The 12,532-nt window shown below is 38.3% G+C and carries 12 protein-coding genes and 1 riboswitch; of the genes, 10 read left to right on the top strand and 2 right to left on the bottom strand.

The features are described 5' to 3' along the window. Nucleotides 1-497, top strand: a 497-nt coding sequence (locus NGR58_RS01425) for an IS3 family transposase (RefSeq protein WP_258087942.1), incomplete at its 5' end; no start/stop codon positions are given. A gap of 63 nt (nucleotides 498-560) precedes the next feature. Here the strand turns inward: NGR58_RS01425 and NGR58_RS01430 are convergent. Continuing rightward, nucleotides 561-1,187 (bottom strand): carbonic anhydrase family protein, encoded by a 627-nt coding sequence (locus NGR58_RS01430; protein ID WP_258087943.1) that lies wholly within the window; start codon nucleotides 1,185-1,187, stop codon nucleotides 561-563. A 151-nt stretch (nucleotides 1,188-1,338) separates the two neighbouring features. On the opposite strand from NGR58_RS01430, the gene mreD reads away from it, so the two are divergent. The 5 genes from mreD (at nucleotide 1,339) to NGR58_RS01455 (ending at nucleotide 6,372) form a co-directional block, all read left to right on the top strand. After that, nucleotides 1,339-1,959, top strand: a complete 621-nt coding sequence (gene mreD, locus NGR58_RS01435) for a rod shape-determining protein MreD (protein ID WP_258087944.1) — start codon at nucleotides 1,339-1,341, stop codon at nucleotides 1,957-1,959. Between the two features lie 326 nt (nucleotides 1,960-2,285). Continuing rightward, nucleotides 2,286-2,930 carry an amino acid ABC transporter permease gene (locus NGR58_RS01440; protein WP_258087945.1) on the top strand — a complete coding sequence of 215 codons (645 nt, stop codon included), beginning with the start codon at nucleotides 2,286-2,288 and terminating at the stop codon, nucleotides 2,928-2,930. A 12-nt stretch (nucleotides 2,931-2,942) separates the two neighbouring features. Then, nucleotides 2,943-3,593, top strand: a complete 651-nt coding sequence (locus tag NGR58_RS01445; RefSeq protein WP_258087946.1) for an amino acid ABC transporter ATP-binding protein — start codon at nucleotides 2,943-2,945, stop codon at nucleotides 3,591-3,593. Then, on the top strand, nucleotides 3,590-4,423 hold the full coding sequence (locus NGR58_RS01450; protein ID WP_258087947.1) for an amino acid ABC transporter substrate-binding protein: 834 nt from the start codon (nucleotides 3,590-3,592) through the stop codon (nucleotides 4,421-4,423). The genes NGR58_RS01445 and NGR58_RS01450 overlap by 4 nt, the downstream gene beginning before the upstream one ends. Before the next feature lie 281 nt (nucleotides 4,424-4,704). Then, complete coding sequence (locus NGR58_RS01455) at nucleotides 4,705-6,372, top strand: formate--tetrahydrofolate ligase (RefSeq protein WP_258087948.1); 1,668 nt, start codon at nucleotides 4,705-4,707, stop codon at nucleotides 6,370-6,372. A 53-nt stretch (nucleotides 6,373-6,425) separates the two neighbouring features. Here the strand turns inward: NGR58_RS01455 and NGR58_RS01460 are convergent, their stop codons facing one another. Beyond that, on the bottom strand, nucleotides 6,426-7,073 hold the full coding sequence (locus NGR58_RS01460; protein ID WP_258087949.1) for a hypothetical protein: 648 nt from the start codon (nucleotides 7,071-7,073) through the stop codon (nucleotides 6,426-6,428). 173 nt (nucleotides 7,074-7,246) lie between these two features. Then, a riboswitch (Lysine riboswitch) is annotated at nucleotides 7,247-7,424 on the top strand. A gap of 95 nt (nucleotides 7,425-7,519) precedes the next feature. Between NGR58_RS01460 and NGR58_RS01465 the strand changes: the two genes are divergently transcribed. From NGR58_RS01465 to NGR58_RS01480, 4 genes are all read left to right on the top strand, one after another. Then, the gene (locus NGR58_RS01465) at nucleotides 7,520-8,995 is read left to right on the top strand and encodes an amino acid permease (protein WP_258087950.1); all 1,476 of its coding nucleotides are present in this window, start codon (nucleotides 7,520-7,522) and stop codon (nucleotides 8,993-8,995) included. Between the two features lie 252 nt (nucleotides 8,996-9,247). Continuing rightward, nucleotides 9,248-10,672, top strand: a complete 1,425-nt coding sequence (pyk, locus tag NGR58_RS01470) for a pyruvate kinase (RefSeq protein ID WP_258087951.1) — start codon at nucleotides 9,248-9,250, stop codon at nucleotides 10,670-10,672. 148 nt (nucleotides 10,673-10,820) lie between these two features. Then, on the top strand, nucleotides 10,821-11,774 hold the full coding sequence (gene prmA / locus NGR58_RS01475; RefSeq protein WP_258087952.1) for a 50S ribosomal protein L11 methyltransferase: 954 nt from the start codon (nucleotides 10,821-10,823) through the stop codon (nucleotides 11,772-11,774). Beyond that, entirely contained in the window at nucleotides 11,774-12,514 is a 741-nt protein-coding gene (locus NGR58_RS01480) for an RsmE family RNA methyltransferase (RefSeq protein WP_258087953.1), read from the top strand. The genes prmA and NGR58_RS01480 overlap by 1 nt, the downstream gene beginning before the upstream one ends. Nucleotides 12,515-12,532 lie beyond the last annotated feature (18 nt).

The raw sequence follows: 12,532 nt of genomic DNA on the forward strand, positions 1-12,532 counted from the left end.
AAGTACTCACAGATGTTACTGAAATGCGTTGGGGATCTGGAACAGTATCTGAACGAGCATATTTTACAGCATATATTGATGTTTATAGTGGTGAAATTCTCACTTGGAATATTGATCTTCATCCAACCGTTGATTTCGTTACGAAACCACTAGATGAACTATTAAATACTAGGCCCAAATTAAATTACCGTTTAACAATCCACTCTGACCAGGGATTCCAGTATCAAAATTATGAGTATGTCTCACGTTTGCAGAACAACCATGTTTTTCAAAGCATGAGTCGCAAAGCGACCTGTCTAGACAACGCTATGGCAGAGAGTTTCTTCCATCTCTTGAAGGTAGGAACTGTCCATAATAATCATTATCAAAACTATGACGAGCTGAAGTCTGCCGTCAATAATTATATCTATTACTACAATAATAAACGGATTAAAACAAAACTGGCCGGAAAAACTCCGGTTCAATACCGAAATCTTTCCGACCAGCTAGTTGCTTAAACTTCTCTCCAATTTTTGGGGTTCAGTTCATACCAGCTTTTTATTATATTTATTAATATGTGTTTAATTTGAAGAAATGATTGGACGCTCATTTAGTGCTTGTAAGTCACGATTGTTATGGCTGTAGAAAGTCATTAAATGAGTGATTTGTTCCTGTGAGAGAGTAACTGGCGTTTTTAATACATACCATTCAACGTTTTCAGTTAAAGGCGGCGTAGTCAATGAACCTATATAGTGATAATAGTCTTTGTTTTCAGGCATAATATCATCCACCGGTATGTTGAAGGACGTTGTTTCATTCATGTGTTGTAAGACAGCCTCATAAGTTGCAGATTTATGACCAGCTTCAACCATTGCTGCAACAACAGCCAGGCGACCATCACTGGCTTCATGCACGAAATGAATTTCAGCATCATATGCTTGTTTGTTTATTGTATGTTCACTAGGTGTATGGATGTGGAATTGTTTCAATGTAAAGGGACGATTTCCTAACTCGGCATGGCCGGTTAAACCAACTTCAATGCCTGCACCAGTATCGCGAACATAATTGGCCGTATGATCATAGTCAAAAGATAATGCTGTTTGAAAATCATTTTTAATTGCTAAATCGTCAGATAATGCGACTGGTGACTGCATATTACTTGAAGTACGGGGCCATTTATCTTGTGCAGAGTAATCTAATTTTTGCATGCTATTTCTCCTTATTAACCTACTCTTTTAAGTGTAGCAGTCTAGTATGTTTTATGACAGGATTTTTTTGATGTAAATTGGTTGACGAGATGGTGAAAATCAGGCTACTATAATGTAGTTACCAATTTTGTAACAATTATGGAGAATAATTATGCTGAAATATATAAGTACCACATGGGTTCATTTTATTTTAGTTATCATCGCCGTTATGCTTGACGGTGGGATATCATTATATTTGGCACCATTACTATTTAAACAACCAATGTCGGCAAGTCCTATGTTATCACTAATTATTGTGATGATGCCTGTTATGTCCGGACATGCACAACAGATTAAACGTAAGTGGTTATATACAATTGCGTTTTTTGCAGGTATGCTTGTTGATATTTTTTACACGGGTATAGTTGGTCCGGCTATCATCGGCTTTTTGCTGATGCTTAAATTAGCAGAGTTCATTCAGAGATACCTATCTTATAGTTTTTCGTCATCGTTAGCTGTTTGGTTTGTCACATTGACAGCCTACATGGCGTATGATTATGCGGCATTTGGCATTATCAGTTTGGTGAACTTAAATATTCCTAACTTTATCATGTTTCATTTGTTTCCAACTATTATTATTAACTTAGTTTTACTCATCATTGTGTATGAGTTAGTTATTTATTTATATAATGCCACAAAAAAGCCAGACATCTCAGCTTACGATGTCACACAGCGTGATTTGAACGGTCGTTTAACCTTGGATTCCCGATCACAAAGAAATCTGTCAAAATAAGATTGACTTATGGTTGGTTTTAAACTATATTATTGTAAACAGTTATTTATAGAAAGATTTGATTGGACGAGTAGTCTTGTTATCTTGTTAAGAGAGTTACGCTGAAGCTGAAAAGTAACCAAGGTACTAGATGAACCACACCCAAGATTATCGGAGCCTAATCGTTCCCGTGTCATGATGTTATCCATGAATACCATTTGATAGCAATGGTATTAGAGTATTGACCAGCAATGGTTAATTAAACTGAGGTGGAACCGCGAGTAATCGTCCTCAAGCAATTTGTATAATTGCTTGAGGGCTTTTTTTATTTATTAAGGAGATTGCGTATGGACTATATTGTACAGATTTTACCAAGTATACTAGGTGGTCTAAAAATGACTTTAGGTGTGTTTGTCCTAACCTTGATTGGTTCGGTACCCCTAGGAATTTTAGTGTCGTTAGCATTGCGTTCAGACATTTATTTATTGAAATGGGTTATGAACGCGTACGTATGGATAATGCGTGGCACACCTTTATTACTACAAATTGTGTTTGTTTATTATGGCTTAAGCCTGGCAAATATTATGACTTTACCACGCTTTGAAGCGGCGACGGTAACTTTTATTCTAAATTATACGGCCTATTTTGCTGAAATATTCCGTGGTGGTATTCAGAGTATCCCTGATGGGCAATATGATGGTGCGAAAGTATTGGGCTTAAGTAAATTGCAAACGATGCGTAAAATCGTTTTGCCACAAGTATTAAAAATTGTGATGCCATCAGTCGGGAACGAAGTGGTTAATTTGGTTAAGGATTCATCATTGGTTTATGTTATTGGACTAGGTGATCTGATGCGTGCGGGAAACATCGCGGCCTCTCGAGATGTGACACTAATTCCATATTTGCTAGTGGGATTGGTTTACTTAGTATTAATCGCTATTGCAACAATTGTTCAGCGCCGGATGGAAAGAAAAATGAACTATTATCGTTAAGGAGAAAGTATTATGTTAGAAATTAAAAATTTAGCCAAAGCTTTTGATGAACGTGTCATTTTTAAAGATATGGATTTAACGATAAATGATGGGGAAGTATTAAGTATTGTGGGTCCATCGGGTATTGGTAAGACAACCTTTTTACGTATTTTGGCTGGTTTGTTACCGGCTGATCGTGGCGAATTGATTTTAAATAATGAGCCACTAAATATTTCTGGTGATCGTCAGGGCGCACAAGTTGGTGTTATTTTTCAAGACTTTAACCTATTTCCACAATATACTGTTAAAGAAAATATTACATTGGCACCGCAACTTGTTAAGAAGATGACTAAAAATGAGGCAAATTCTAATGCAGAAGAATTGTTAAATAATTTAGGTTTAACAGAACAAACCAACCAATATCCATTTCAATTATCAGGTGGTCAAAAGCAACGCGTGGCGATTGCCCGTGCGCTAGCAATGAAGCCTGGTATCTTGGCTTATGATGAACCAACATCAGGACTAGATGCGGGTTCAACCGACCGAGTAATTAAGGTGATTCAACATCTGAAAGAACAAGGGGTCACACAATTAATTGTTACCCACGATTTACCATTTGCTCAAGCAGTTGCAGACCAAACGTTTGATTTTGGTACTGATGTTTCACGAGGAGGTAGCCTATGATTAAGTCTAAAATTAATTGGCGGCGACAAATTATCGGTAACGGTATTGTGATTATTGTTTTAGTTTTAATTGGTGGTTTTTTTTGGTATCGTACCGTTCATAGCCAAGATACTTGGCGTCAAGTAACGGCTGATAAAACTGTTGTTGTGGGTGTTGATGATACATTTGTCCCCATGGGCTTTCGCAATGCCCAAGGTGATCTCGTTGGTTATGATGTTGAACTGGCTCGAGCAACTTTGAAAAAAATGGGACTAAAGGCTGATTTCCAGACAATTGATTGGTCAATGAAAGAAACTGAATTAAAGACCGGTCACATTGATATGATTTGGAATGGCTATACTAAGAATGCTGATCGTAAGGAGAAAGTTGCTTTCTCAGATTCATATCACCATGATCACCAGGTTATTGTTACGATGAAAAACCAACAAATTAACAAATTAAATGACCTAAAAGGGAAGCGTTTAGGTGCGCAAACCGGCTCATCTGGATTATTGACTTATAACGAGCAGGGGAATAGCTTACGAAAGACGGTTGGTTCTGACGCACAGCAATATGACACTTTTGATAAAGCTTTGAATGATTTGCAAGTTGGACGTTTGAATGCAGTGTTAATCGACGCTGATTATGCCGGATATTATATCGCGCACGAGAAAGATCCGGACTCATTTAAGACGATTAAGACGAACTTTGGCACTGATGCCTATGGTATTGGTATGCGTAAGGGCGATGTGACATTGCGTAATAAGGTCAATGATGCTCTTGCTGAGGCCAAAAAGGACGGTACAATTGACAAGATATCACAAAAGTATTTTGGTACTGATAATAAATAAAAGCTAGTTGCTGGCATGTTAAACTAGCTGTAATCTCTTATAAATAATCACAAGAGCCACTAAGCTAACCAAGTTATATTGGTAGATTGGTGGCTTTTTGGTTTGCTCGACCAGTTTCTAATTAAGGCCTATGACATCATAATAGGTATCGATTTTTAAACTATAATCAGCAGGTGTTGCTTATCAAAAAAAGGTATTGAGATTATATGAAATAGCAAGTAGACTAAGTGGTATAAATTAGAGATACATGATATTGAGTATATGAAGAGGTAATAGCTGGGATGAAAACAGATATTGAGATTGCACAGTATGCAGATATTTGGCCAATTGAAAAAATAGTTGATCAAATTGGCTTAAGTGCCGATGAGTGGGAGCCGTATGGTCGTGATAAGGCAAAAGTTCAGCTGAGCTCATCAACACAGCAGAATAAGTTAGGAAAGCTGATTTTAGTTACGTCAATCAATCCGACACCAGCAGGGGAAGGCAAGTCGACGGTTACAGTCGGCTTAGCTGATGCGTTGATGCAGCAAAAGCGTAAAACAATGGTGGCGCTGCGTGAACCTTCTTTGGGGCCAGTGATGGGCCTAAAAGGTGGTGCAACTGGTGGTGGTTATTCACAGGTTATCCCAATGGCGGATATAAATATGCATTTTACTGGTGATTTTCATGCACTGACTAGTGCGCATAATACCTTGGCTGCTTTGATCGATAATAGTCTATATCAAGGAAATCCGCTGCATCTTGATTCACGCCGTATTTTATGGAAACGAGCTTTAGATGTTAATGATCGCGCATTACGGCACGTCACGATTGGTCTTGGTGGTCCGACATCGGGAATCCCTCGTGAAGATGGCTTTGATATTACAGTAGCTTCTGAGTTAATGGCCATTTTAACATTGTCACATGATTTGAACGATATAAAACAACGCATCTCAAGAATTGTGATTGGGTATACTTATGATAAAGAGCCAGTAACGGTAGCCGATTTAGGTGTAGAGGGTGCAATTACCACGTTATTGAAGGATGCTATTAAACCTAATCTGGTGCAAACATTGGCACATACACCAGCACTTATTCATGGTGGTCCATTTGCCAATATTGCCCAAGGAACTAATTCAATCTTAGCAACTAAAACGGCGCTACAATTATCTGATTATGTTGTCACGGAAGCTGGTTTTGGAGCCGATTTGGGTGGTGAAAAGTTTCTTGACTTTAAAACACCTTTGTTAGGAAAGGTACCGGATACAATTGTGATTGTTGCAACTGTGCGAGCATTAAAAATGCACGGTGGTGAGGACAAACAACATTTGACAACGCCTAATTTGACGACGTTAAAGCAAGGCCTTGGCAATTTAGGTCAGCATTTAAAAAGTATGAAACGCTATGGTGTACCCGTGGTGGTGGCGATTAACCAATTTACGCATGATACAGCAGAGGAACTTGCTCTAGTCAGGGACTATGCAAAAAGCTTTGGTGTTGATGCTTATGTTGCAGACGTATGGGGACAAGGTGGCTCAGGTGCCCAAGAATTAGCTACTGGTGTTGTCCAGGCGACCGAGCAAGCTGATTATCAGGATTTTAAACCGCTTTATCAACCAGAAGATGATGCAATGGTAAAAATCAATCATATTGTCCAAGAAATATATGGCGGTCATAAAGCAGTGTTATCTGCTAAGGCTGAAAAACAGCTAGCAACCTTTAAGAAATACGGCTGGGATAAATTACCCATCATTATGGCTAAAACACAAAATTCATTGACAGATGATGCAAAACGATTTGGTGCACCAACAAACTTTGATATTCATATTCGTGAATTTATGCCTAAATTAGGCGCTGGTTTCTTGGTTGCGTTGACTGGGTCAATATTAACGATGCCAGGGTTGCCTAAGCATCCAGCAGCTCTTGATATAGATATTGATAGTGATGGTCATATTACTGGATTAAATTAATAAAATAAGATCGCCCAAGTATACGATATATTCGTATACTTGGGCGATTTTTATTAGTACCATGAATTGCTGAACCCTTTACGCCGATATAATTCACCAGCATAAACGCGGTAAAAATTTTCGGAAAACTTCAGCCAAGCAATAGCTAAAATCCAACCGGCAAGTGCGGAAACAAGGTTGTAGTTAGGAGACAATAAAGTCATCATAAATGTCCCGACCCAACTTAATAATAAAATGGTTTGACAGATAAATTGGCCGAAATCACGTTTAATTTCAGGGATAATAATGAGTAATATGTAAGAAATTAACAAGGTCATAAAAAAGGTTGTATGTGCGGGATAAACTATTTTTGTTCCATTGACTTCTAAGTTAAAAAATAGTGAAAGAATGTTGATTAATAACCAACCACTTAAACTTGTTAATAAAATCCAGGTTGCTGGAATTTTAAACTTAAATCCCCACAAAAAGAAAGCAATGACAAAGATTAGTAAACCAGCCAGGATGCCATGACTAAAAATATAAGCTGGTTTAATAATATTTTCTAACCAACTAGGTACAACAGCCCTAGCGATTGAATAGTCTATTTGTGTGAGTGTGTGCAAGAATCCCTGATGTCTATAGGTTAATATTGAAATTACAATAAATAATAGCAAACTAATCAGAAACGTCAGAAAACGTGTGTGTGATCTAGCTATAATCATAAGCCCATACTCCTTTGCTCATCTAATCTGTCAAATGTTTAACTATATTGATTTTATCATGTTTGTTACAAATAGCCCACGTATGCCAAAAATGCTTAATGACTCTTTTACTTTACTTAAAATATAACTTGACAAAGTAAAATGGGTTCATGTATATTAAGGTTACAAATTAAATAAGATATAGAGGTTGCAGTCAACAAAATTAGTCTAAAGGAGCCGACGGGTGCGGATATTAGATGAAAGGGGCGATTGCCGAAATGGTGGATATGGTGATATTCATTGTTGGTGTGTATATTAATAGTGTGCAGACTGTCGCGGCAAAATAGTCGGCTGCGGAGAGCTATCGACAATACTAAAAACTAATGAGTTCCTAGTTTATACGATAGATGTGTAAACTAGGATTTTTTTGTTTTTAAATGCGTTAGGCCTTTGTTTTAGGAGGAATTATGGCGGATAATCAACAACAGACGGGACATTTAAAGAGAACAATGAAAACCCGTCATCTCTCAATGATTGCATTGGGAGGGACGATTGGAACAGGACTGTTTGTTGCATCGGGAGCAACTATTTCTCAGGCAGGACCATTTGGGGCGTTGACTGCTTATGCTGTTATTGGTGTAATGGTTTACTTTCTAATGACCAGTTTGGGAGAATTGGCAACTTATATGCCTATTTCAGGTTCATTTTCAGTTTATGCTGACCGTTTCGTTGATCCAGCATTTGGCTTTGCGATGGGGTGGAACTACTGGTTCAATTGGGCCATTACAGTAGCTGTAGAAGCTGCCACAGTTGGGGTTGTCATGGGGTTTTGGTTACCAAATGTTCCCAGTTGGATTTGGTCAACGATTGTTTTGGTGTTAATTACAGTGATTAATTTGTTATCAGCTAAGGCTTATGCTGAGACAGAGTTTTGGATGGCTATGATTAAAGTTACTGCAGTCGTTGCCTTTTTAATTGTTGGATTACTAACTATTTTAGGGATTATGTTTAAGCAACCTGATGTGGTGCATAACCTATCAGCCGGTGGCAAGCATGGGTTTGTTGGTGGCTTTGGTGGTATTTTGTCAGTGTTTATGGTTGCTGGTTTCTCATTCCAAGGGACTGAGATGGTCGGAATTACAGCTGGTGAATCAGAAACACCTGAAAAATCAGTGCCAGCTGCTGTAAAGCAGATTTTCTGGCGTATTTTACTATTTTACATTTTATCTATTTTCATTATTGGTGCAATTATCTATTACAAGGATCCAAGCTTGTTGCACTCAAGTGAAACAAATATTGCTGTCTCGCCGTTTACTTTGGTATTTAAGTCTGCTGGACTAGCCGCGGCAGCTTCTATCATGAATGCAGTTATTCTGACAGCAGTTGTATCATCAGCTAATTCGGGGCTTTATGCATCTTCTCGTATGCTTTACTCAATGGCAATAGATGGTATGGCACCTAAGATTTTCAAGCGTGTTAATATCCGGACCGGCATTCCAGTTCCTGCCTTATTAGCTACGGTTGCTGTAGGATTATTTACTTACGTTACATCGGTATTTGGTCAAGGATTGTACTATTACTTAGTTGCCGCTTCTGGTTTGACTGGTTTTATTGCTTGGATTGGGGTTGCCATCTCGCATTACCGTTTCCGTCGAGCATTTGTCGCGCAAGGTAAAGATGTTAATAAATTACGTTATAAAGCAAAGTGGTTCCCATTTGGGCCAATTATTGCCTTGGTCTTATCGATTATCGTTGTTGTTGGACAGGATACGGCATCATTTAAAGGCTCGATTGGTGACTGGAATTGGCCTGGTATTATCACGACGTACTTAGCTATACCGCTCTTCTTAGTTTTGTACTTTGGTTATAAAATCAAGCATCATACCAAGTTACGTAAGCTAACAGACGTTGATTTAGATACTAATGCCAGATCATTAGATTAAATAAATAAATCACTAAGATTAGGACAATTTGTTCTAATCTTTTTTTATATATAAAGAATAAAAATATATTTAAAAATATGATAGCGCTTTATTACTTAATATAAAAAGGTTTCTATTTTTAGGGGATAAAAAGTGTTCTACTGATGAAACAAAAGCCGAGTTGAATTTGTATACAAAGAAAGTGATAAATAGTACAATGATTGCAGATAGATAGAAATAGCAATATCTTTTACTAAGGAGAAGTTTTTAATCATGAAGAAGACCAAGATTGTTTCAACGCTTGGACCAGCCAGCTCTGATGTAGAGACGATTACAAAGATAATCGAATCTGGTGCAAATGTTGTCCGTTTCAATTTTTCACATGGTGATCATGAGGAACATTTGGGACGAATGAATGCAGTTCGTGAGGCCGAGAAAGCAGCTGGTAAGAAAGTTGGTTTCTTGCTAGATACAAAGGGTGCTGAGATTCGTACTACTGTACAAGAGCCTGGTAAGATTGAATTTAACATTGGTGATGTTGTTCGTATTTCAATGGATTCTTCTATTGAAGGTACGAAAGAGAAGATTGCTGTAACTTATCCTGGTTTGTTTGATGATGTTCATGTTGGTGGTCATGTCTTGTTTGATGATGGTAAGCTTGACATGGTCATCACTGAGAAAGATGATGCAAACAAGGAATTGGTAACTGAAGTACAAAACCACGGTATCTTGGGATCACGTAAGGGGGTTAACGCCCCAGGTGTTGCAATTAACCTACCTGGTATTACTGAAAAGGATGCTGATGATATTCGTTTCGGTTTGAAGAATGGTATTCAATATATTGCTGCATCATTTGTTCGTAAGGCTGCTGACGTACTCGAAATTCGTGAATTGTTAACTGAATCACATCACGAAGAAGTTATGATTTTCCCAAAGATTGAATCACAAGAGGGAATTGATAACTTTGATGAGATTTTGGAAGTTTCTGATGGACTAATGATTGCTCGTGGAGACATGGGTGTTGAAATTCCAGCAGAAAATGTTCCTTTGGTACAAAAGAACTTGATTCGTCGCATGAATGCAGCTGCTAAGCCAGTTATTACAGCTACGGATATGCTTGATTCAATGCAAGAGAATCCTCGTCCAACACGTGCGGAAGCATCTGATGTTGCCAACGCTGTGTTCGATGGTACTGATGCCACGATGCTATCGGGTGAATCTGCTAACGGTGCTTACCCGGTTGAAGCTGTTGCTACTATGGCTCGTATTGACGAAAAGGCAGAAACATCATTGGCAATGAATGGTCATCATGATGATGATCACTTTGATACAACTGACGTCACTGAGTCGGTCGCAGCAGCTGTTGCCAACGCTGCTGGTAACTTGGATATTAAGGCAGTTGTTGCTGCAACTAATTCAGGTTACACGGCAAAGATGATTTCAAAGTATCGTCCAAATGCTGATATTTTGGCAATCACCTTTACAGAAGGTGTACAACGTATGTTGAACATTTACTGGGGTGTACAACCAACCATTGCTGAACCAGTGGGTGACACTGATGCAATGATTGAATCGGCAAAGCGGGAAGCTGTTAAAAACGGTGTTGCAAGTAAGGGTGATACAATCATCGTTACTGCAGGTATCCCTGTAACAACTTCAGGTACGACTAATTTGATGACAATTGTTACAATTGACTAAATTATATAAATAAAACGAATACATCTAATAATTGGCATAGCTGATTGTTAGGTGTATTTTTTGTTTGTTTGTATAAGATGGGCGTTTGAGTTATTTTGTGGTATTCTAAACGTAATTAGAACATAGTAATAGTAAATGAGGGATATTCATGAGTTGGCAAAAAATTGTTATAGAGACACAGACTGAGTCGATTGAAGCAATCAGTAATATATTAATGACACATGGTGCAGAAGGTGTTGAAATTGATGATTCTGCAGAATTAGCACATTATCAACCAGCTGATGCTACCGTGATGATAAAAGAAGAGGATATCGTTCATCGTCTGAGTGGCGCAGCTGTGATTGGCTATTTTGCGAATGAAATTGATTTACAACCGATGACAGAGACTATTCAGGCAGAAGTTGACCAGTTAGCTGAATTCGGACTAGATGCCCATCCAGGTACAGTTAGTGTCCAGTCGGTAGCGGATGCTGACTGGGCAACTGAATGGCAAAAGTACTATCATCCAGTGCGTGTAACACGTCATATAACGGTCGTTCCTAAGTGGGAAGAGTATCAGCCAGTGCAATCTGATGAAGAAGTGATTGTTTTAGATCCGGGAATGGCTTTTGGTACTGGAACGCATCCAACAACAAAGTTAATGATGCAAGCATTGGAAGTTGTTGTACGTGGTGGGGAATCTGTCATTGATCTCGGAACTGGTTCAGGTGTGTTAGGAATTGCAGCCCGTTTATTAGGGGCGGACGATATTTTGGGAACAGATATTGATGAAGTTGCCGTAAGATCAGCACAAGGTAATGTTGATTTGAATCCAAAGGCTGCTGACATGCAATTGATTGTTAGTGATTTGTTAAAAAATGTTCCTGATAAAAAGTATGATATAGTAATTGCTAATATGCTAGCAGAAGTGTTAGATATGCTGATTCCAGATGTTACTAATATTTTGCAACCAAATGGTTATCTACTATTATCTGGTATTTATTATGATAAACGTGATCAGATGATCAGTGCATTAACGGCGCAAGGCTTAGTTGTTGAACAATCAATGAAATTAGGCGATTGGTACGGTATTATTGCAAAATTTAAGAATGAGGATGATTAATGCAGAGATATTTTTTAGATGAAGTGCCTACTGGTGAAGAATTTCAATTACCAGAAAACGTCGCACATCATTTTATAACTGTTTTGCGAAGTCACGAGGGTTCTCAGGCAGAATTTGTATTACCAAATCGACAGGAAATTATTATTGCTAAAGTCGTAAGATTTGAACATGATTATCCAATTATGGCGATTGTTTCACGACAAGAGTCTCACGTTGAATTACCAGTTGATACAACAATTGTTATTGGATTATCTAAAGGTGATAAACCTGAATTGGTTGTTCAAAAGGCAACAGAGTTAGGCGTTCATCATATTATCATTGTTGAGACAGCCTGGTCGGTTGTTCATTGGGGTCAGAAAGCGGCAAAGAAAATTACCCGTTTGAATAAAATAGCGACTTCAGCAGCTGAACAAGCTCATCGACTACGGATACCAGATGTCAGTTACGTTGCATCACTAGTAGATCTAGAGGTTGATAGTACAGTAAAATTGGTGGCTTGGGAAGAAAGTGCTAAGCAAGGGGAAACTAGTCAATTGGTTCAACAATTAAATAGATTGCAACCTGCTGATTCCGTTAGTTTCTTATTTGGCCCGGAAGGTGGTTTGTCTTCACAAGAAGTTGATGCATTAGTAGAACAGGGATTTGTGCCGGTAGGATTAGGGCCTCGTATTTTGAGAGCTGAGACAGCGCCATTATATGCTTTGAGTACTTTGAGTTATGTTATAGAATTAAATATATAGTAATGAAATAGGAGTTTT

The sequence above is a fragment of the Weissella fangxianensis genome, from assembly GCF_024718545.1.
Taxonomy (GTDB): domain Bacteria; phylum Bacillota; class Bacilli; order Lactobacillales; family Lactobacillaceae; genus Weissella; species Weissella fangxianensis.

What these genes read in the sequence shown, in the direction of transcription:
- NGR58_RS01460 (WP_258087949.1), bottom strand. Translation starts at nt 7,073, where the DNA reads ATGATTATAGCTAGATCACACACACGTTTTCTGACGTTTCTGATTAGT.
- NGR58_RS01430 (WP_258087943.1), bottom strand. Translation starts at nt 1,187, where the DNA reads ATGCAAAAATTAGATTACTCTGCACAAGATAAATGGCCCCGTACTTCA.
- NGR58_RS01465 (WP_258087950.1), top strand. Translation starts at nt 7,520, where the DNA reads ATGGCGGATAATCAACAACAGACGGGACATTTAAAGAGAACAATGAAA.
- mreD (WP_258087944.1), top strand. Translation starts at nt 1,339, where the DNA reads ATGCTGAAATATATAAGTACCACATGGGTTCATTTTATTTTAGTTATC.
- NGR58_RS01450 (WP_258087947.1), top strand. Translation starts at nt 3,590, where the DNA reads ATGATTAAGTCTAAAATTAATTGGCGGCGACAAATTATCGGTAACGGT.
- NGR58_RS01480 (WP_258087953.1), top strand. Translation starts at nt 11,774, where the DNA reads ATGCAGAGATATTTTTTAGATGAAGTGCCTACTGGTGAAGAATTTCAA.
- NGR58_RS01455 (WP_258087948.1), top strand. Translation starts at nt 4,705, where the DNA reads ATGAAAACAGATATTGAGATTGCACAGTATGCAGATATTTGGCCAATT.
- pyk (WP_258087951.1), top strand. Translation starts at nt 9,248, where the DNA reads ATGAAGAAGACCAAGATTGTTTCAACGCTTGGACCAGCCAGCTCTGAT.
- NGR58_RS01445 (WP_258087946.1), top strand. Translation starts at nt 2,943, where the DNA reads ATGTTAGAAATTAAAAATTTAGCCAAAGCTTTTGATGAACGTGTCATT.
- NGR58_RS01440 (WP_258087945.1), top strand. Translation starts at nt 2,286, where the DNA reads ATGGACTATATTGTACAGATTTTACCAAGTATACTAGGTGGTCTAAAA.
- prmA (WP_258087952.1), top strand. Translation starts at nt 10,821, where the DNA reads ATGAGTTGGCAAAAAATTGTTATAGAGACACAGACTGAGTCGATTGAA.